This is a genomic window from Streptomyces sp. NPDC007907, from assembly GCF_042959365.1.
GTDB classification, from domain to species: Bacteria; Actinomycetota; Actinomycetes; order Streptomycetales; family Streptomycetaceae; genus Streptomyces; species Streptomyces indiaensis.
The window spans coordinates 544578-563351 of record NZ_JBIBKR010000003.1 but is presented as its reverse complement, the minus strand read 5'-3'; the positions used below and the strand labels follow the sequence as shown (position 1 = coordinate 563351).

Below are 18774 nucleotides of genomic sequence, written 5' to 3'. Positions count from 1 at the left end.
AGGTAGCTGATCCACTCATGGGTGTCTCCACCGCACGCCCCGAAGAGGGCATCACCGTCATCACCGTGGACTTCCCACCCGTCAACGCCCTTCCTGTCCAGGGCTGGTACGACCTGGCCGCCGCGGTGCGCGCGGCCGGCGCCGATCCCCGCGTGCGCTGCGTGGTCCTCACCGCGACCGGACGTGGATTCAACGCCGGGGCCGACATCAAGGAGATGCAGCGCACCGAGGGGTACACGGCGCTGGTCGGCACCAACCGCGGCTGCTACGAGGCGTTCGCCGCGGTCTACGACTGCGAGGTCCCGGTGGTCGCCGCGGTGCAGGGGTTCTGCGTGGGCGGCGGCATCGGCCTGGTGGGCAACGCCGACTCGATCGTGGCGAGCGACGACGCGACCTTCGGGCTGCCCGAGCTGGACCGGGGTGCGCTCGGCGCGGCCACCCATCTGGCGCGACTGGTCCCGCAGCACCTGATGCGGACGCTCTACTACACCTCGCGCACCGTGACGGCCGGGGAACTGCACCGCCACGGCTCGGTGTGGCGGGTCGTCCCGCGCGAGCACCTGCACGCCGCGGCCATGGACCTGGCCAGGGAGATCGCCGCCAAGGACGGGCAGCTCATCCGCTTGGCCAAGGCGTCGATCAACGGCATCGACCCCGTGGACGTCCGCCGCAGCTACCGCTTCGAGCAGGGCTTCACCTTCGAGGCCAACCTCAGCGGCCTCTCGGACCGGCACCGCGAGGCATTCGTGTCGTCCAAGGCGTGTGAGGGGGAGTCCCGTTGAGCGACAAGACGATGACCGCCGAGGAGGTGGCCGGCCGGCTGCGCAACGGCATGACGATCGGGATCGGCGGGTGGGGTTCGCGCCGCAAGCCGATGGCACTGGTCCGGGCCCTGCTGCGCTCCGACGTCACCGGCCTGACCGTGGTGTCCTGCGGCGGCCCCGACGTCGGCCTGCTCGCCGCGGCGGGACGGATCCGCACCCTCGTGGCCCCCTTCGCCACCCTGGACTCCATCCCGCTGGAGCCGCACTTCACCGCGGCACGGCAGCGTGCCGCCTTCGACCTGGTCGAGCTGGACGAGGCGATGTTCATGTGGGGCCTGACCGCCGCCGCGCAGCGGCTGCCCTTCCTGCCGGTCCGGGCGGGTCTCGGCTCCGACGTGCCGAGGGTCGGCCCGCACCTGCGCACGGTGGTCTCGCCCTACGCGGACGGCGAGGAGTTCGTCGCGGTCCCGGCGTTGCGCCTGGACGCGGCGCTGGTGCACCTCAACCGGGCGGACGCACAGGGCAACGCCCAATACCTCGGGCCCGACCCGTACTTCGACGACCTCTTCTGTCAGGCCGCCGACACCGCGTACGTCTCCTGCGAGAAAATCGTCGACACCGCCGACCTGCTCAAGGACGCCGCCCCCCAGTCCCTCTTGATCCAGCGCCCCTTCGTGACCGGCGTGGTCCAGGCCCGCCACGGCGCGCACTTCACCTCCTGCGCCCCCGACCACGACCGCGACGAGCCCTTCCAGCGCGCCTATGCCCGGGCAGCCCGTGACCCGGAAGCCTGGCAGGCCTTCACCGATCGCTACCTGTCCGCCGACGAAGAGGCCTACCAGGCCGAGGTCGCGGCATTCCACGAGGAGCGGACGTGAGCAGTCGTTCGACGAACGAGACGACCCGCGCCGAGTACTGTGTCGTGGCCTGTGCAGAGGCCTGGCGTCACGCCGGGGAGGTCCTGGCGACCCCCACGGGCACCGTGCCCACGATCGGCGCCCGGCTGGCGAAGCTCACGTTCGCACCCGACCTGCTGCTCACCGACGGCGAGGCACTGCTGATCGGCGACGTCCCGGCGCTCGGCGCCCGCGCCCGGGTGGTGGAGGGCTGGCTGCCCTACCGCCAGCACCTGGCCCTCGCGGCCACCGGACGGCGGCACGTGATGATGGGCGCCAGCCAGATCGACCGCCACGGCAACCAGAACATCTCCTGCATCGGCGACTGGGCCCGCCCCACCCGGCAACTGCTGGGCGTACGGGGCGCACCCCTCAACACCCTCAACAACCCCACGAGTTACTGGGTGCCCAAGCACTCCCCGCGCGTCTTCGTCGAGCAGGTCGACATGGTCTGCGGAGTCGGCTACGACCGCGCCGCCGCGGCCGGTCCGTCCGCCACCCGCTTCCACCACGTCCCGGAAGTGGTCAGCAACCTGGGCGTCTTCGACTTCGCCACGCCGGACCACTCGATGCGGCTGCGCTCGCTGCACCCGGGCGTCACGGTCGAGCAGGTGCTGGAGGCCACCGGTTTCGCACTCACCGTCCCCGACGACGTGCCGTACACCCGTGCGCCCACCACCGGGGAACTGCGCCTGATCCGCGAGGTCATCGACCCGGAGCGCGCACGTGACCGTGAGGTGCCCGCATGAGCAGCGGTGCCGCGATCACCACGGCCCTCACCGAACTCGTCGGCGTGCGCACCCCCATCGTCCAGACGGGCATGGGGTGGGTGGCCGGGCCCCGCCTGGTCTCCGCCTCCGCCGCCGCCGGAGCCCTGGGCATCCTCGGGTCCGCCACCATGACCCCGCAACAGCTGCGTTCGGCCGTGCGCGAGGTCAAGTCCCGCACCGACGCGCCCTTCGGAGTCAACCTGCGGGCCGACGCCTCCGACGCGGGGGAGAGGGTGCGGATCATCCTCGACGAGGGCGTGAAGGTCGCCTCGTTCGCGCTCGCGCCGAGGCCGGAGCTGATCACCCGCCTGAAGGAGGCGGGGGTGGTCGTCATCCCCTCCGTGGGCGCCCGGCGGCACGCCGAGAAGGTCGCGGCCTGGGGCGCGGACGCCGTGCTGGTACAGGGCGGTGAGGGCGGCGGCCACACCGGCGGCGTCGCCACCAGCGTGCTGCTCCCGCAGGTCGTGGACGCCGTCGGCATCCCGGTGATCGCCGCCGGCGGCTTCCGGGACGGACGCGGACTGGTGGCGGCCCTGGCCTACGGCGCCGCCGGCGTCGCCATGGGCACCCGCTTCCTGCTCACCTCCGACAGCACCGTCCCCGACGCCGTCAAGGCCCGCTACCTCGCCGCGGGCGTCCAGGACGTCACCGTCACCACCAAGGTCGACGGCCTGCCCCACCGGATGCTGCGCAGCGACCTGGTGGACGCGCTGGAGCGTTCCGGCCGCGTGACCTCCCTGCTGCGCGCCCTGCGGCACGCCTTCGCCTTCAGGCGGGAGTCGGGCATGAGCTGGACCGCCCTGGTGCGCGACGGTCTGGCGATGCGCCACGGCAAGGACCTGACCTGGAGCCAGGTCCTGCTGGCGGCCACCACCCCGATGCTGCTCAGGGCCGCGATGGTCGACGGCCGCAGCGACCTGGGTGTGATGGCCTGTGGCCAGGTCGGGGGACTGATCGACGACCTGCCGTCCTGCGCCGAACTCGTCGAAGGAATCATGGCGGAGGCACAGGCGACTCTGGGCCGGCTGCCGAAGGTCGCGTGAGGGGGGTGCGTGCGCCGCTCGTCCTCGGCCGTGCGCCGCTCATCCTCGGCCGTCGGGCGCGAGGACCCGTGCCCGGCAGGCGGTCGGGGTACCCCATGCGGTGCGCAGGGGGCGGGCCTTGCGGATCCACAGGGACACGTCCAGTTCGTCGGTGTAGCCGACGGCGCCGTGGAGTTGCAGAGCCGTCCGCGCCGCCCCGTACGCCGCTTCGCAGGCCGACACCTTCGCCGCGGCCACCTCCCGGCCGGCCGCCGGATCGTCCGCCGCCAGGGCCAGGGCGGCGGCGTGGACCAGTGGCTGGGCGAACTCCAGGGCGATGAGGGTGTCGGCCAGACGGTGCTTCACCGCCTGGAACGAGCCGACGGCCACCCCGAACTGGGTGCGCTGCCGCACGTACTCCACAGTGCGTTCCAGCAACGCCCGTCCCAGTCCGAGGGCTTGGGCGGCCGTGGCCAGCGCGGCGACATCCGCGGCGTGTGCGGCGGCCACCTCCACCGCAGGCCCCTGTGCCAGGACCACTCCGCCGAGGGGGCGGGCCAGTCGCCGCGCCGGGTCGGCCGACGGCTGTACCGGGCCGTGCGACCGTGCGAGGCGTACGGTGTCGCCGTCCACGACGAACACCGCGTCGGCGGCGTCGGCGTCCAGGGCGTACGGGCTGCCTCCCGGAGCGAGGACGCACAGGGACGCCACGGCCTTTCCGGACGCGAGCTGCGGCAGCCAGGCCCGGGCCGTGTCGCCCCCGAGCCGGCCCAGCAGGGCCCCGGCGGCGACCGTCTCGACCAGTGGACCCGGCACGGCATGACGGCCCAACTCATCCAAAGCCACGGCCAGTTCGACGGGCAGCGGCCCCAGACCCTCGTGCTCCTCCGGAACGGCGAGGGCGAAGACACCGGCCTGCGCGAGCCGCCCCCACAGGGCGCGTCCAGGGCCGTGATCGCCACAAGCCCAGGACCGTACGACACCGGGTGTGCCGGCGGAGCCGAGCAAGCCGTCGAGGGCGCGAGCGAACTCCCGCTGCTCGTCGTCGAGGAGGAAGCGCATCACCGGCGCCCCTTCGGCAGGCCGAGAAGCCGCTCGGCGATGATGTCGCGCTGGATCTCGTTCGTGCCGGCGTAGATCGGCCCGGCCAGGGAGAAGGTGTGGCCTTCCGCCCAACTCCCGTGTGCCGCTGCCTCGGTGGCCTCGTCGGACAGTTCGCCGCAGGGGCCGAGCAGATCGAGGGCGGTCTCGTGCAGGGCGATGTCCAGCTCGGACCAGAAGACCTTGTTGAGGCTGGACTCGGCGCCGATCGAACCGCCGGCGGCGATGCGTGAGGCATGGGCGTAGGTGAACAACCGGTAGGCGCGCGCACCGATCACCGCGTCGGCGACCCGGTCGCGCAGCGCGGTGTCGTGGGAGCCGGAGCCGGAGCCGGAGCCGGAGCCGGAGCCGGAATCGGTGGCGTGGGCGGACTCGGGGGCGTGGGCGAGGTCGGCGGTGGAGTGCCACAACGCGGTCAGCCGGTCCGCCGCGGCGATGAAGCGGCCGGGGCTGCGCAGGGTCAGTCCGCGCTCGTTGCCGGTGGTGCTCATCGCGATCCGCCAGCCCTGCCCCGGTTCCCCGACGACGTCCTCGTCCGGCACGAACACGTCGTCGAGGAACAGCTCGGCGAAGGCGGGCTTGCCGTCCAGCCGCCCGATGGGCCGCACGGTCACCCCGTCCGCGTCCAGGGGAAACATGAGATACGTCAGACCCCGGTGCGGCCGGTCCGCGTCCGGGTCACTGCGGAACAGGCCGAACGCGCGGTCGGCGAAGGCAGCCCGGGACGACCACGTCTTCTGGCCGCCGATGCGCCAGCCGCCCTCCGTCCGTACGGCGGTGGACCGCAGGGAGGCCAGGTCGGAACCCGCCTCGGGCTCGGACCAGGCCTGTGCCCAGATCACCTCACCGCTCGCCATCGGCGGCAGGATCCGGGCACGCTGCTCGTCGGTGCCGTGCTCGAAGAGCGTCGGCGCGAGGAGGTTGATGCCGTTCTGGGAGACCCGGCCGGGCGCACCGGCCCGGTAGTACTCCTCCTCGAAGATCAGCCACTCCAGCAGCGAGGCCCCCCGGCCGCCGAACTCCCCGGGCCATGACACCACCGACCAGCGGTCGGCGAACAGCGTGCGCTCCCACTCCCGGTGCGCGGCGAACCCCGCCGCGGTCTCCAGCGACGGCAGCGGGACGGACGGCACATGGGAGGCGAGCCAGTCCCGGGCCTCGGCCCGGAAGGCGTCCTCGGCGGCGGTGAAGTCGAGGTCCATCAGCGGCCTGCCTCCTTCATCGCGCGCACGTCCATCCCGCCGAGCGAGTCGGCGCTCGTCTCCGCGTTGTGGGCGTGGGCGAGGTGGTGCAGCCCGAAGACCGAGTCCAGCCCCGCGTGCAGGCCCTGGAGGTCCTCGGCCTGGTTGACGGCCCGCTTCGTAAGCGCCAGCCCCATACGGGGCATCCGTGCGACCCGCTCCGCCAACGCCAGCGTGTGCTGCGCGAGCTCCTCGCGGGGCACGACCCGGTTGACCATGCCGACCTCGTAGGCGCGCCGCGCGCTCATCCGGTCGCCGGTGTAGAGGAACTCCTTGGCGATCCGCGGCGGCATAGCCCACGGGTGGGCGAAGTACTCGACCCCCGGGATGCCCATGCGCACCACCGGGTCGGCGAAGAAGGCGTCCTCGGAGGCGACGATCAGATCGCACACCCAGGCGAGCATGAGCCCGCCTGCCACGCACGCCCCCTGCACCGAGGCGATGACGGGCTTGGGCAGTTCGCGCCAGCGCCGGCACATGCCGAGGTACACCTCGGACTCACGGGCGAAGCGGCTCTCGGCCCCCGGCTTGTCCGAGTGGTCCCACCACAGCCCCGCCCTGCGCTCGAACGGCAGGTGCGCGTCCCGCTCCGGGGTGCCGATGTCGTGGCCGGCGCAGAAGTGCTGCCCCGCTCCGGCCAGGACCACGACCTTCACCTCGTCGTCGTCCGCGGCGCGGTAGAAGGCCCGGTCCAGGGCGTAGGTCATCGCGGAGTTCTGGGCGTTGCGGTACTCGGGCCGGTCCATCGTCACCAGGGCGACGGCGCCGCGGCGCTCGTAACGGACGGGCTCCGGGTGCGTGGTGCGATCGGCTGGCATCCGCCTGCTCCTTCCCTAACAATTGTTTGGTAGGTTAATCTACGGCCCGTCAGCAGTCGAGAGCCGTCGGGAGCCGTCCATGACCTCGGTCCCACCGCCCTACCTCCCCGGCCATGGCCTCCTGACCGGCCGCACGGCCGTCGTCACCGCCGCCGCGGGCGCCGGGATCGGCGGCGCGACCGCCCGGCGGCTGCTGGAGGAGGGCGCCCGGGTCGTGGTCTCCGACGCCCACGCCCGCCGGCTGAAGGAGTCCGAGGCGGTCCTGGCCGCCGAGTTCGGCGTGGAGCGCGTCACCGCGCTGCCCTGTGACGTCACGGACGAGGCCCAGGTCGGCGCGCTGTTCGACCACGCCGAGGAGCGGCACGGACGGCTGGACATCGTGGTGAACAACGCGGGCCTCGGCGGCACCGCCGACGTCGTCGACATGACCGACGAGCAGTGGGACGAGGTCCTCGGCGTCACCCTCGACGGCACCTTCCGCTGCACCCGCGCCGCACTGCGCCGTATGAAGGCCGCGGGCGCGGGCGGCGTCGTCGTCAACAACGCCTCGGTGATCGGCTGGCGCGCACAGCGGGGGCAGGCCCACTACGCCGCCGCGAAGGCCGGTGTCATGGCCCTCACCCGGTGCGCCGCGGTGGAGGCCGCCGCCTACGGGGTGCGGGTCAACGCCGTCTCCCCGAGCCTGGCCCTGCACCCGCACCTCGCCAAGGTCACCACCCCCGAACTGCTGGAGGAACTGACCGCCCGGGAGGCCTTCGGACGCTGTGCCGAACCGTGGGAGGTGGCCAACGTGATCGTGTTCCTGGCCTCCGGCTACTCGTCGTACCTGACCGGTGAGGTCCTGTCGGTCAGCAGCCAGCACCCATGAGGCGAGAATGCTCCGGTGCCGAAAAGCAGCAACAGTGACCAGAAGAAGTCCACGGTGAGCCCGCCCGAGCGACGGGAGGAACTGCTGGCCGTCGCGGCCCGGGTCTTCGCCGAGCAGGGCTACAACGCCACGACCGTCCGCAAGATCGCTGACGCGGCGGGGATGCTGGCGGGCAGCCTCTACTACCACTTCGACTCCAAGGAGTCGATGCTGGACGAGATCCTCTCCGGCTTCCTGGACGAGCTCTGGGCGCGCTACGACGCCGTGCTCGGAGCCGGACTCGGACCCAGGGAAACCCTCGAGGCGCTCGTGACCGAGTCCTTCCGGGAGATCGACCGGCACCTCGACGCGGTCGCCATCTACCAGAAGGAGTCCCGGCACCTCGCAGTGAGACCGGCCTTCGCGTATCTCGTCGAGTCGCAGCGCAAGTTCGAGAAGGCGTGGCTGGGCACGCTGGAGCGCGGTGTGGCGGCCAAGGTGTTCCGTGCCGATCTGGACGTGCGGCTCACCTACCGCTTCGTGCGTGACACGGTCTGGGTCGCCGCGTCCTGGTACCGGCCGGGCGGCCGGCACAGTCCCGAGGAGATCGCCCGCCAGTACCTGTCGATGGTGCTGGAGGGCATCGCCCTGGACGGCTCGTAGGAAGCCCGCACATCGCAGACACCAAGGAGGAGACGCCATGGCCGAGGCCTACATCGTCGAAGCGGTGCGCACGCCGGTCGGGCGGCGGGGTGGCGGGCTGTCCGCCGTCCACCCGGCCGACCTCGGAGCGCATGTGCTGACCGCCCTGATGGAGCGCTCCGGCGTCGACCCGGCCGCCGTGGAGGACGTGGTGTTCGGCTGCCTCGACACCGTCGGCCCTCAGGCCGGTGACATCGCCCGCACCTGCTGGCTGGCCGCCGGGCTGCCGGAGGAGGTGCCCGGGGTGACCGTCGACCGCCAGTGCGGCTCCTCGCAACAGGCCCTGCACTTCGCCGCGCAGGGCGTCCTCTCCGGCACCCAGGACCTCGTCGTCGCGGGCGGTGTGCAGAACATGTCGCAGATCCCCATCGCCTTCGCCACCCGTCAGGCCGCCGAACCGCTGGGCCTGACCCAGGGCCCGTTCGCCGGCTCGGCGGGCTGGCGCGCCCGCTACGGCGACCGGCCGGTCAACCAGTTCCTCGGCGCCGAGGAGATCGCCCGCAAGTGGAACATCACCCGCGAGGCCATGGAGGAGTTCGCGCTGCGCTCCCACCGGCGGGCGATCCGGGCCGTCGACGAGGGCCGCTTCGACCGGGAGACCGTCGCGTACAGGGACGTGGTCCACGACGAGGGTCCGCGGCGCGACACCAGCCGGGAGAAGATGTCGCAACTGCAGCCGCTGGTGGGGGGCGGCCGGCTGACGGCGGCCCTCTCCTCCCAGATCTCCGACGGCGCCTCGGCCGTGCTCCTCGCCTCGGAGCGGGCCGTACGGGAACACGGCTTGACCCCGAGGGCCCGGATCCACCACCTCTCGGTGCGCGGCGAGGACCCGATCCGGATGCTGTCCGCCCCGATCCCGGCGACCGCGTACGCCTTGAAGAAGTCCGGCATGACGCTCGAGGAGATCGACCTGGTCGAGATCAACGAGGCCTTCGCCTCGGTGGTGCTGGCCTGGACGAAGGAGACCGGCGCCGACCCCGAGAAGGTCAACGTCAACGGCGGTGCCATCGCCCTCGGCCATCCGCTGGGCGCCACCGGGACCCGGCTGGCCACGACGCTCCTGCACGAGCTGGAACGCACCGGCGGGCGCTACGGACTGCAGACGATGTGCGAGGGCGGGGGCCAGGCCAACGTGACCATCGTGGAACGCCTTTGACCCACGGCGGCCGGCGCTCATCACGGACGGACCGTGATCTACTTCTCGCCCTGATGTCGATCGACGAGAAGCCGGAGTCATGACCCAGCCCCCCAAGCACTGCTGCGAGGCGATGAACGACCGCGTGAACGTGCGCTGCGACCGGCACGACGATCCCTTCGACTGTCCGGACGTGCTGGTCGGCTTCACCGCCACGTTCCAGGAGTACGGGCTGATCATTCAGGACGGCGGAAGGTCGAGCATCACGATCGAGTTCTGCCCCTGGTGCGGGCGACGCCTCCCCGAGTCGCAGCGGGACCGGTGGTTCGACGAGCTGGAGCGCCGCGGGATCGATCCGGCGGAGGACGAGGTCCCCGCCGAATTCCAGGACGACCGCTGGCTCGCCTCCCGACGCGGCAAGTAGCGAACCAGCAGCGCCTCGGGCGACCTGCCGCGTGCCCGAGGAGACGGGTGTCGCACGGTCAGTTCGGTCGTAGGGCGTCGGCCCGGTCGGTCGAGCCGCGTTCGGTGGGGCCGACCGGTCGTCCCGAGGGGAGGAGCGACGCGGGCAGCAGGGCGAGGACGGCGATCGCGGCCAGGATGAGCAGGGTGGAGCCGAACGCGGGGACCGGCGTCCGGCTCGTGCCGGCCGCGACGGCGATGCCGAGAGTCGGCCCGATGTTCACGGCGGTCTGCTTCAGCCCGCCGACGACCCCGGCGTACCCGGGAGGCGCGTCGCCGACGACCGTCCCCGTGGCGGTGACCATCACGGTGGCGAATCCCGCACCGAGCAGGGCGAAATCCGCACCCGTGGCCGTCCACGTGCCGGCAGGACCCAGCAGGGACAGTCCCACGAGGCCGACGACGACGAGCGCTGTCCCGCACAGCGCGGTGCGACGCGGGCCGTATCGGCGCAGTGCTCTGCCCGCGACGGGTGAGCCGAGCACCATGAGCGCGGTCAGCGGAAGGACGCGCAGGCCGGTGGCGAACGCATCGAGACCGAGCACGTCCTGGAGATGGAACGTCGCGGCGAAGAGCGCGCCGAACAGGCTCGCGGAGGTGAGCAGCAGGAGTGTCATGGAAGCGGTCACCGGCACGGACCGCACCACCGCGTGGGGCACGATCGGGTGCGCGACACGGCGCTCGTGCGCGACCAGCACCGCTGTGAGGCCCGCGACGGCGACGAGTCCGAAGAGTGTCGGAGCGCCGTCCCACCCGTGCCTCGGGACGCCGGCCAACGTGTGCACCAGGACCGCGAGTACGGCCGCGAGCAGCGCCGCGCCCGAGAGGCCGAGCCGCTGGGAGGCCGCCCGGCCGGGCACCGGCTGCCGGAGGGCGAGGGCGAGCGCGGCGAGCAGGAGCGCGATGGGGGCGTTGACCCAGAACACCGCACGCCATCCCAGATGGGCGACAAGGACGCCGCCCAGGACCGGGCCGGTCCCCGCGGCCACCGCGATGGCACTGGTGCGCAGGGCGATCGGCCGACCGAGCCGCTCCGCCGGGTACGCGAGCCGCAGCAACGCGAGGGTGGCCGGCTGGAGCAGCGCGCCGCACACGCCCTGTGCGACCCGCAGGACGATCACCGGGCGGATGTCCGGAGCGAGCGCGATACCGGCGGAGGCGGCCCCGAAGCCGAGGACACCGATGAACAGCAGGCGCGTGTGCCCGTACCGGTCCCCGAGACGCCCGGCGACGACGAGCAACGCGGCCACCGCGACCAGATAGCCGGTGCTCGTCCACTGGATCTGCGCCACGCTCGCGCCGAGGTCGCGCTGCAGGCTGGGCTGGGCCACGAGCAGGATGGTGCCGTCCAGCGCGACGAGCATCGCGCCGACCACGCTGACCAGCAGGGCGAGGCGACGCTGTGCGGGTGCGGTCACGGGGTCACCGGGCCGAGATGGGCGTCCAGAACGGCCGCGATGAGCCGGTCAGGACGGGCGTCGCCGGTGTCGCCGTCCGGCGGTGGATCGCCGAGGGCGAGTTGCAGGCTGCCCCAGGCCCACAGCTGAGCGAGGCCGTGCAGGTTCGACCACAGGGCGGCGGCCGTCACACGGGGTGGCGGTCCGGCCTCGCCCGGCCCGTCGGCGGGTTGCCCGGCATGCCGCTCCGCCCGGCATCGGGCGACGAGTTCGGCGAAGTGCCCGAACAACGGCAGGGTCGACTCGCGCAGCCGCGGCCGGCCCGGTGCCTGCGGCGCGCTGTCCAGCAGATCGTGCCGGAACATGAGCTCGAACATGCCGCGCCGTTCCCGCGCATACGCGACGTACTCCCGCGCGAGGGCCTCCAACCGGCCGCGGGCCGTGGTCGTTCCGGCGACCGCGGTCTCGAACCGCGTGCGGAGGTCCTCGAAGCCGCGGCGGGCGACAGCCGAGAGCAGCGCGTCGTGCGTGGGGAAATAGCGACGCGGGGCCCCGTGTGACACCCCCGCTCGACGGGCGATCTCCCGCAGGCCCACGGATCCGGAGCCCTCGCTCAGCACAAGTTCGACGCCGGCATCGATCAACCGCTCCCGAAGGGAGCCCCCATCAGTCATAGACAGTGTCTACCACATACGTAGACACTGTCTACTCACGTCCCGGTGAGTATTTCGGCGCGCGTACGCGTGGTGGTGAGTGTCCGTCATCGCGAACAAGCGAGCAGCCGGCCGGTGCGAATCCGGCCGGTATCCGAGCGAAGAGAGACCAGGCACATGGACGTCAGCGCCCACATCGAAGCCGTCTACGACGACCTCCGCCGACGCGACCCCGGCGAGGCGGAGTTCCACCAGGCGGCACAGGAAGTCCTGCACACGATGGGGCCCGTGCTCGAAGCGCACCCGGAGTATGTCGAGGCCCGCATCGTGGAGCGGCTCTGTGAACCGGAACGGCAACTGATGTTCAGAGTCCCGTGGGTGGACGACCAGGGCACGGTCCGGGTCAACCGCGGTTTCCGAGTGGAGTTCAACAGCGCTCTCGGCCCGTACAAGGGCGGCCTGCGCTTCCATCCCAGCGTCAACCTCGGCATCGTCAAGTTCCTCGGCTTCGAGCAGATCTTCAAGAACGCCCTGACCGGCATGGCGATCGGCGGCGGCAAGGGCGGCGCGGACTTCGACCCCAAGGGCCGCTCCGACGGCGAAGTGATGCGCTTCTGCCAGGCGTTCATGACGGAGCTGTATCGCCACCTCGGCGAGCACACCGACGTGCCCGCCGGGGACATCGGCGTGGGCGCGCGCGAGATCGGCTACCTCTTCGGCCAGTACAAGCGGATCACCAACCGCTACGAGGCCGGCGTCCTCACCGGCAAGCCGGTCGGCTGGGGCGGCTCCCACGTCCGTACCGAGGCCACCGGCTACGGCGCGGTGTACTTCGCCCAGGAGATGCTCGCCACCCGGGGACAGCACCTGGACGGGCGTCGCGTGGTGATCTCCGGGTCGGGGAACGTGGCCGTGTACGCCGCCGAGAAGGTGCACGCGCTGGGCGGTCTCGTGGTGGCCTGCTCGGACTCCTCCGGCTACGTGGTCGACGAGGACGGCCTCGACCTGGAGCTGCTCAAGGAGGTCAAGGAGGTGCGCAGGTCCCGGATCTCCGCCTACGCCGAGGCCCGCCCGGCCGCGCGGTTCTCCGACCGGGGCTCGGTCTTCGACGTGCCGTGCGACATCGCCCTGCCGTGCGCGACGCAGAACGAGCTGAACCAGCAGGACGCCGTGGCCCTGGTGAAGAACGGCGTGCTCGCCGTGGCCGAGGGAGCCAACATGCCCTGCACGCCCGACGCGGTCGAGGTGTTCCGCGACGCCCGGATCCTGTTCGGCCCGGGCAAGGCGGCCAACGCGGGCGGGGTCGCCACCTCCGCGCTGGAGATGCAGCAGAACGCCGCCCGTGACAGCTGGACCTTCGAGCGCACGGAGGACCGGCTCGCCGCCATCATGCGGCAGGTGCATTCCCAGTGCCGTGTCACCGCCGCGACCTATGGGGGAGACCCCGATGACTACGTGTTCGGCGCCAACGCCACCGGCTTCCTCCGCGTGGCCGAGGCGATGACCGCCCAGGGAGTCGTCTGAGCGCCGAAGGACACGGGGGCGGGTGTCTCCACGGCACGTGCACCCTGCGCTGCCAGTCGGGCAGCGTGTCGCGGCGGGTGCGCGGGCCGATGGGCGGCTTCCCCGCGTGGTCCAGGACCGGCGTCCGTGTCCTCAGGTCTGCTCGTCGGAGCGCTTGTCCCGGATGCGCTGGGCCACGTCGCGCAGCTTGACGTTGTGGTGCTGGGAGATGTTGCGCAGCACGTTGAACGCGTCCTCGTCGCTCATCCCGTGGCGTTCCATGAGGATCCCCATGGCCTCGCCGATGGCGTGCCGGGTCTCCAGCGCGTGTTCGAGCTGGTCGATGGTGCGGGCGTCCGCGAGGGCGACGGCGGCGTGCGAGGCCAGCAGCCAGCCGGCGGTCGCGATGTCCTCGGTGAAGGCTCCCGGGCGGCGGGAGTAGAGATTCAGCGCGCCGAAGTCCTGCTCGTGCGTGTAGAGCAGCACCCCGGTCATGCTGCCGATGCCCAGCTCACGGGCCGCCTCGGCGTACCGGGGCCAGTCCGGCTGCGGCCGGCCCATGTCCACGATCCGGAACACGCGGTCGTCGTCCGCGCGACGGGCGAGATCGAAGCACGGCCCCTCACCCAGCTCACCCTGCAGACGGTCGGACTCCTCGACCATGTCGCCGTAGGAGGACAGCGTGACGGCCCGTCCCTTGCGCACGGCGAGGATCCCCGCCGCGTCACAGCCGTCCACCAGCCGCACGGCCGACGCCGCGATCTCGTCCAGCGTCTGCTGCACGGTGTCCTGCTTCAGCAGGGTCCGTGCGAGCTCGGCCATCTCCTCGGCGAACTTCTGCCAGTCCATGCCCCACCGCCCGCGTCGATCACCAGTACGGCCACCCTACGCGCAGTCGGTCCTTCACCGCCGAAGGCGCTATGAGGGTGGTGTGCGCCCCGGGCGGTCCGGTCCCGGCCGAGGGGACGGTGCCGCGTGCGCCGGCCGCGCCACGAGATCGCCCATCAGGTGCTGTGCCGACGCCCCCGTCCCATAACCTCGTGCCTGGGGACGCCGGAGGCCCGGTGTGTCCGCCGTGAGGAGGCGATGGTGCTCGACATGCGCGCGGGCGGGCGGTTGCTCGCGGGCGCCGTGCTGGCGGTCTGCGTGGTGCTCATCGGCCCCAGCGCACCGAACGGCGCCCTCTTCGCCGGTGCGGAGCCCGCCGTGGCCGCCCGGGACGTCGTGCCGAACCGGGTCATGACGTGGAACATCTGCAACCCCTGCGAGGCGAGCGACGTCGACAAGGCCGCGGAGATCGCCGCGTACGCCCCCGCGGTCATCGGCCTGCAGGAAGCGTGCGTGCGGGACGTCGAGAGGATCCGGGAGTACCTGGAGAACCTGCACGGGCTGGTCTACCACGTCGAGTACGGCTCGGTGCTGCGCAAGTGGGGCCGCTGCGGGGGCGCGCCCTGGAGCCCGGGAGCCTTCGGCCAGGCGATCCTCTCGGCCGCGCCGATGACGGACCGGGTCGCCGTGGAGTATCCCGACGGCGGCTCCGAGGACCGCGGCTACATGGCCGTCACCACCACGGTGGACGGCCGGCCCGTCCGGGTCTTCAACACCCACCTCGCCCAGCGGCGTCAGGAGACCGTCCGGGCCGAGCAGACCCACGTGCTGGCGAGGGCGGTCGCCCGGTACGACCGCGCGATCCTCCTCGGCGACTTCAACGCCGTGCCGGACGCCCCCGAGCTGTCCGGCATCTGGGCACTGGCCACGGACGTCGACCCGCAGTGCCGTCCGTCGCCCACCGTCAGCTGCCGGCCGACGACCGACTGGCAGAGCAAGTTCGACTACGTGTTCCTGCGGGGCGTCGTCCCCCTCCGGCACCGTGTGCATCCCACCGCTTACTCGGACCACGACCTGCTGCACGCCGACGTCGATGTGACATGAGTGCCCGACCGGTCCGTCGGTCCCATTGAAACCTCAGGTCAGCGGCTTGCCCGGGACAGCAGCCGGCAGTGATGTCGAAGTGGCGCGTGGAATCTTCCCCTGTATGGGAATACGGGGAGGGCGAGCAAGCAGGACACGCCGGTGAGCGGGACGCCGGCCGGATGAGCAGGGAGGCCGCGATGGCGGGGCCGGAGCACACGGGGACCGTTGACGGGCCGTCCGTGCCGACAGCGTCCCTCGCGCCGGCCGTACCGCTGGACGCCATCGGCGCCGGCGCCTACATCGTGGACGAGCAGGGCTTCATCGTCGCCGTGAACGCCTACGCCGAGCAGATCCTGGGCCGCACCGCCGCCGAGCTGATCGGACACGACGCGCACGACCTGCTGCACCGCGGCCCGCAGGGACAGCCCCTGCCGAGAACCCAGTGCGCCATGCGGCAGGCCTTCCACGCCGGGCGTACCGCCCAGGGCGAGGAGGACTACTTCGCCCACGCCGACGGCACCGTGCTGCGCATCTCCTGGCTGATCACGCCGTACGACATCGGTGACCACCACGGCGGCACGCTCGTCGTCTTCCACGCCCCCGACGAATCCCATGTGGCCGAGCCGCAACCGGAGCCGAAGGCCCAGCATCTGTCGGAGCTGGCACGGCTCGCCCTCCTGGCCGAGACCACCACCCGGCTGACCTCCACCCTCGACGTCGACGAGGCGCTGCGGCGGCTGGTGAGCCTGGTCCTGCCCCGCCTGGCGGACTGGGTGGTGGTCGACCTGATCACCGAGCGCGACGAGGTGTGGCGCACCGTCGTGGTCCACGCCGACGGTGAGACGCTCACGCACCGCGAGGACCTCCAGGGGCCGATGCCGCCGGTCCCCGAGGAGTCCCAGATGCCCCTGTCCCGGGCCCTGCGCGGGGTCGCCTCCAACCTGGCCGGCCCGCAGACCTACCAGGGCGCGCCGGACTCCGGCATCGCGGTCGAGCAGCGCCGCCTGTTCGACGTCACGGGGATGCACTCCGCGGCCATCGCGCCCATCCGCAGCACCCGCGCCGTGCTGGGAGCGCTGACCCTGGGCCGCGGCGAGAACCCGGCGGCCTTTACACCGGCGGACCTCCCCCTGATCGAGGACATCGCGCGCCGGGCCGGCCTCGCCCTGGACAACGCCCGCCTCTACCAGCGCCAGCGCAAGGTCGCCGAGACCATGCAGAACCATCTGCTGCCGCAGATGCCGAGCCTCTCCGGTCTGGAGATGACCGTCCGCTACCTGCCCGCACCCGACGCCTCCCAGGTCGGTGGCGACTGGTACGACGCCTTCCCCCTGGCCGACGCCTCCACCGCGCTCGCCATCGGCGACGTCGCCGGTCACGACCTGGAGGCGGCGGCCGGCATGGCGCAGGTCCGCAACATGCTCAGGGCGTACGCCTGGTCCCAGCACGAGCCGCCCAGCCGCATCGTGGAGCGGCTCGACGAGGCGATCCAGCACATCACCGACGTCACCATGGCCACGACGATCTTCGCCCGGGTCGAACCGGCCGACGACGGCTATTGGCAGCTGTCCTGGACCAACGCCGGCCATCCTCCGCCGCTGCTGATCAGCCGGGACGGCCTGGCCCACTACCTCACCGACGGCCACGGCATCCTGCTGGGCACCCAGACCGGCACCCGGCGCCCGGACGCCACCGTGCAGCTCCCGCCCGGTTCCACCCTGGTGCTCTACACGGACGGCCTCATCGAAGCGCCCCGCCGCACCCTCGACGAGGGGCTGGAACGGCTGCGCCAGCACGCCGCAGCCCTGGCCCACCGGCCGCTCGCCTCGTTCACCGACCAACTCCTGCGCCGCGTCCGCCCCTCGGGCAACGACGACGACGTGGCCGTCCTCGCCGTGCGCGTCCCCACGGGCTGACCGGGACGGCGTACGCAGGTGTCTGCTGCTCATCCGCTCCGGGTGCCCTGCGCCACGCTGCCGGCGTGGTGCGCGCGCACGGCGATGCGCGCCGCTGCCGACCCCCGGCCCGGCTCACCCGTCCGTACGTGCCGGGCAGGGCGTGGGGGGTGCGACGCGGTGAGGATGGGCCGTGCCGGGTGCCCGCGTCGGCAGCTCCGTGCTGCCCGGTGGGACGCGCGGCTGTCGCTGCCCGTACGCGCGAGGGAGAGGTATGACCGAGACCGACGAGGCCGGGGCCTTCTCTGCCGGGGCCGACTGGCCCGCGGAACACCGTGACCCGAGGACGGGCACGGTCGACCTCCGGCGCGTCGGGGCGAACCCGGACCACTGGTATCCGGTCGCCCTGTCGAGGAACGTGCGGACCAAACGGGCGTTCGCGGCCACGTTCGCCGGGGAGCGCATCGCGCTCTACCGCGGGGAGAGCGGCTCCGTGTACGCGCTGGAGGACCGGTGCGCCCACCGCCAGGTGCCGCTGAGCATGGGCGTCGTGGAGGGCGAGACACTCCGCTGCTGCTACCACGCGTGGGCCTACCGCGGAGACGGCCGCATCTCGCAGATCCCGTACCTCTCCAAGGGCGACGGCCGGCCGCCGCGCGGCGTGCGCGGCTACCCCGTGCGCGAGGCCTACGGCCTGGTTTTCGTGTTCCCCGGCGACCCGGACAAGGCCACCGCCACCCCGCTGCCCGACCTCCCGGCGTTCGGCTCCCCGCGGTACAGGACGATGACCTACTCCCGGACCGTGCACTGCCACTACTCGTTCATGCACGAGAACCTGCTCGACATGAACCACCAGTTCCTGCACCGGGGCGTGGTCGGTCGGCTCCAGCCCGAGCTGCTCGATTCCCGCACCGACGAACGGTCGGTTGAGGCCAGATACCTGTTCAGCCACGCCGGGGGCAGGCGGAACCGCGGGGCCAGTCTGCTGGCCTCCGAGGGCATCGGCGGCAGTGACTCCCGCGACGTCATGACGATCCGCACCGAGTACCCGTACCAGACCCTCGAACTGGTCCCGGAGAACGCCGAGCGGCCGGCCTTCCGCCTCTGGGTGGCCTACGTGCCCGAGGACGCGGAGCAGCGCCGGTGCCACACGTTCGGCCTGCTCATGATCGAAAAGCCGCGCCTGCCCGGTGCCCTGCAGCTGGCCTGGCCCCTCATCAGGCGCTTCACGGAACGGGTGTTCGCCGAGGACCGGATGGCCGTCGAGGCCGAGCAGCGGGCCTGGGACGAGCAGGGACAGGACCTCAACCGCGAGGTCTTCTCCCTGATCCTGGACGTCCGCGAGGTGCTGCGCACGAACGGCGTGCCGATCCGCCCCCGGGCCGGCGCGTGCGGCGCGGCCTTGCTGTGCGACGGGCAGGACCGCGGTCCGACGGCGGTGACGGGCACCCCCTAGCGATCGCACGCGGAGAAGTGCGGTTCAGGCCAAAAAGTCCCGCAACACCCACGTGCGTTCCGCGGGTCCTTCGGCGGGGAGGGACGCCTCGTCGGCGGGAGCGGGCGGCAGGACGGCCCGCCGGGAGAGCGCCGGCCCCGCTCAGGCGCGCGGGCGGCGAGACGGGCCGGCGTCGCGGTGACGGCCCCGCCGCGAGCG

Annotated in this window: 18 protein-coding genes; 12 read left to right on the top strand and 6 right to left on the bottom strand. The window is 72.4% G+C overall.

What is annotated here, in order from left to right:
- Positions 1–17: 17 nt before the first annotated feature.
- From ACFZDI_RS13965 to ACFZDI_RS13950, 4 genes are read left to right on the top strand one after another with little or no spacing between them, the layout of a single operon-like run.
- Entirely contained in the window at positions 18–782 is a 765-nt protein-coding gene (locus tag ACFZDI_RS13965; protein ID WP_391250343.1) for an enoyl-CoA hydratase family protein, read from the top strand.
- Positions 779–1642 (top strand): CoA-transferase, encoded by an 864-nt coding sequence (locus ACFZDI_RS13960; protein ID WP_391250341.1) that lies wholly within the window; start codon positions 779–781, stop codon positions 1640–1642. Before ACFZDI_RS13965 ends, ACFZDI_RS13960 begins: the two co-directional genes overlap by 4 nt.
- Positions 1639–2409 carry a CoA-transferase subunit beta gene (locus tag ACFZDI_RS13955; RefSeq protein ID WP_234749827.1) on the top strand — a complete coding sequence of 257 codons (771 nt, stop codon included), beginning with the start codon at positions 1639–1641 and terminating at the stop codon, positions 2407–2409. Before ACFZDI_RS13960 ends, ACFZDI_RS13955 begins: the two co-directional genes overlap by 4 nt.
- Complete coding sequence (locus ACFZDI_RS13950; RefSeq protein WP_391250339.1) at positions 2406–3473, top strand: nitronate monooxygenase; 1068 nt, start codon at positions 2406–2408, stop codon at positions 3471–3473. The genes ACFZDI_RS13955 and ACFZDI_RS13950 overlap by 4 nt, the downstream gene beginning before the upstream one ends.
- Before the next feature lie 39 nt (positions 3474–3512).
- Here ACFZDI_RS13950 and ACFZDI_RS13945 read toward each other — a convergent pair whose 3' ends face one another.
- The 3 genes from ACFZDI_RS13945 to ACFZDI_RS13935 are packed head-to-tail and all read right to left on the bottom strand — an operon-like array spanning position 3513 to position 6612.
- Positions 3513–4514: an acyl-CoA dehydrogenase family protein gene (locus tag ACFZDI_RS13945; protein WP_391251109.1), complete on the bottom strand. Its 1002-nt coding sequence runs from the start codon at positions 4512–4514 to the stop codon at positions 3513–3515.
- A complete protein-coding gene (locus tag ACFZDI_RS13940) occupies positions 4514–5755 on the bottom strand; it encodes an acyl-CoA dehydrogenase family protein (RefSeq protein WP_391250337.1) in 1242 nt (413 codons plus the stop codon). The genes ACFZDI_RS13945 and ACFZDI_RS13940 overlap by 1 nt, the downstream gene beginning before the upstream one ends.
- Entirely contained in the window at positions 5755–6612 is an 858-nt protein-coding gene (locus tag ACFZDI_RS13935) for an enoyl-CoA hydratase (protein WP_234749833.1), read from the bottom strand. The genes ACFZDI_RS13940 and ACFZDI_RS13935 overlap by 1 nt, the downstream gene beginning before the upstream one ends.
- A gap of 79 nt (positions 6613–6691) precedes the next feature.
- Here ACFZDI_RS13935 and ACFZDI_RS13930 point away from each other — a divergent pair, with 79 nt between their 5' ends.
- The 4 genes from ACFZDI_RS13930 to ACFZDI_RS13915 all read left to right on the top strand — a co-directional run bounded on the left by ACFZDI_RS13930 (position 6692) and on the right by ACFZDI_RS13915 (position 9720).
- Positions 6692–7480 (top strand): SDR family oxidoreductase, encoded by a 789-nt coding sequence (locus ACFZDI_RS13930; protein ID WP_234749835.1) that lies wholly within the window; start codon positions 6692–6694, stop codon positions 7478–7480.
- A gap of 15 nt (positions 7481–7495) precedes the next feature.
- The gene (locus tag ACFZDI_RS13925; protein ID WP_234749837.1) at positions 7496–8122 is read left to right on the top strand and encodes a TetR/AcrR family transcriptional regulator; all 627 of its coding nucleotides are present in this window, start codon (positions 7496–7498) and stop codon (positions 8120–8122) included.
- A 37-nt stretch (positions 8123–8159) separates the two neighbouring features.
- Positions 8160–9317 carry an acetyl-CoA C-acetyltransferase gene (locus tag ACFZDI_RS13920; RefSeq protein WP_391250334.1) on the top strand — a complete coding sequence of 386 codons (1158 nt, stop codon included), beginning with the start codon at positions 8160–8162 and terminating at the stop codon, positions 9315–9317.
- 79 nt (positions 9318–9396) lie between these two features.
- Positions 9397–9720: a DUF6980 family protein gene (locus ACFZDI_RS13915; protein WP_391250332.1), complete on the top strand. Its 324-nt coding sequence runs from the start codon at positions 9397–9399 to the stop codon at positions 9718–9720.
- Positions 9721–9778: 58 nt separating this feature from the next.
- On the opposite strand, the gene ACFZDI_RS13910 is transcribed toward ACFZDI_RS13915, so the two are convergent.
- Together ACFZDI_RS13910 and ACFZDI_RS13905 are read right to left on the bottom strand one after the other, a co-directional pair.
- A complete protein-coding gene (locus ACFZDI_RS13910) occupies positions 9779–11122 on the bottom strand; it encodes an MFS transporter (RefSeq protein WP_391251107.1) in 1344 nt (447 codons plus the stop codon).
- A gap of 50 nt (positions 11123–11172) precedes the next feature.
- Complete coding sequence (locus ACFZDI_RS13905) at positions 11173–11829, bottom strand: WHG domain-containing protein (protein ID WP_391250329.1); 657 nt, start codon at positions 11827–11829, stop codon at positions 11173–11175.
- A 156-nt stretch (positions 11830–11985) separates the two neighbouring features.
- On the opposite strand from ACFZDI_RS13905, the gene gdhA reads away from it, so the two are divergent.
- On the top strand, positions 11986–13332 hold the full coding sequence (gene gdhA, locus ACFZDI_RS13900) for an NADP-specific glutamate dehydrogenase (protein ID WP_234749845.1): 1347 nt from the start codon (positions 11986–11988) through the stop codon (positions 13330–13332).
- A 132-nt stretch (positions 13333–13464) separates the two neighbouring features.
- On the opposite strand, the gene ACFZDI_RS13895 is transcribed toward gdhA, so the two are convergent.
- Complete coding sequence (locus tag ACFZDI_RS13895) at positions 13465–14160, bottom strand: GAF and ANTAR domain-containing protein (protein WP_234749847.1); 696 nt, start codon at positions 14158–14160, stop codon at positions 13465–13467.
- Between the two features lie 237 nt (positions 14161–14397).
- Between ACFZDI_RS13895 and ACFZDI_RS13890 the strand changes: the two genes are divergently transcribed.
- The 3 genes from ACFZDI_RS13890 to ACFZDI_RS13880 all read left to right on the top strand — a co-directional run bounded on the left by ACFZDI_RS13890 (position 14398) and on the right by ACFZDI_RS13880 (position 18576).
- Positions 14398–15243 (top strand): endonuclease/exonuclease/phosphatase family protein, encoded by an 846-nt coding sequence (locus tag ACFZDI_RS13890; protein ID WP_234749849.1) that lies wholly within the window; start codon positions 14398–14400, stop codon positions 15241–15243.
- A gap of 179 nt (positions 15244–15422) precedes the next feature.
- Positions 15423–17141 carry a SpoIIE family protein phosphatase gene (locus tag ACFZDI_RS13885; RefSeq protein WP_391251105.1) on the top strand — a complete coding sequence of 573 codons (1719 nt, stop codon included), beginning with the start codon at positions 15423–15425 and terminating at the stop codon, positions 17139–17141.
- Between the two features lie 253 nt (positions 17142–17394).
- The gene (locus ACFZDI_RS13880; RefSeq protein ID WP_391250326.1) at positions 17395–18576 is read left to right on the top strand and encodes a Rieske 2Fe-2S domain-containing protein; all 1182 of its coding nucleotides are present in this window, start codon (positions 17395–17397) and stop codon (positions 18574–18576) included.
- Positions 18577–18774 lie beyond the last annotated feature (198 nt).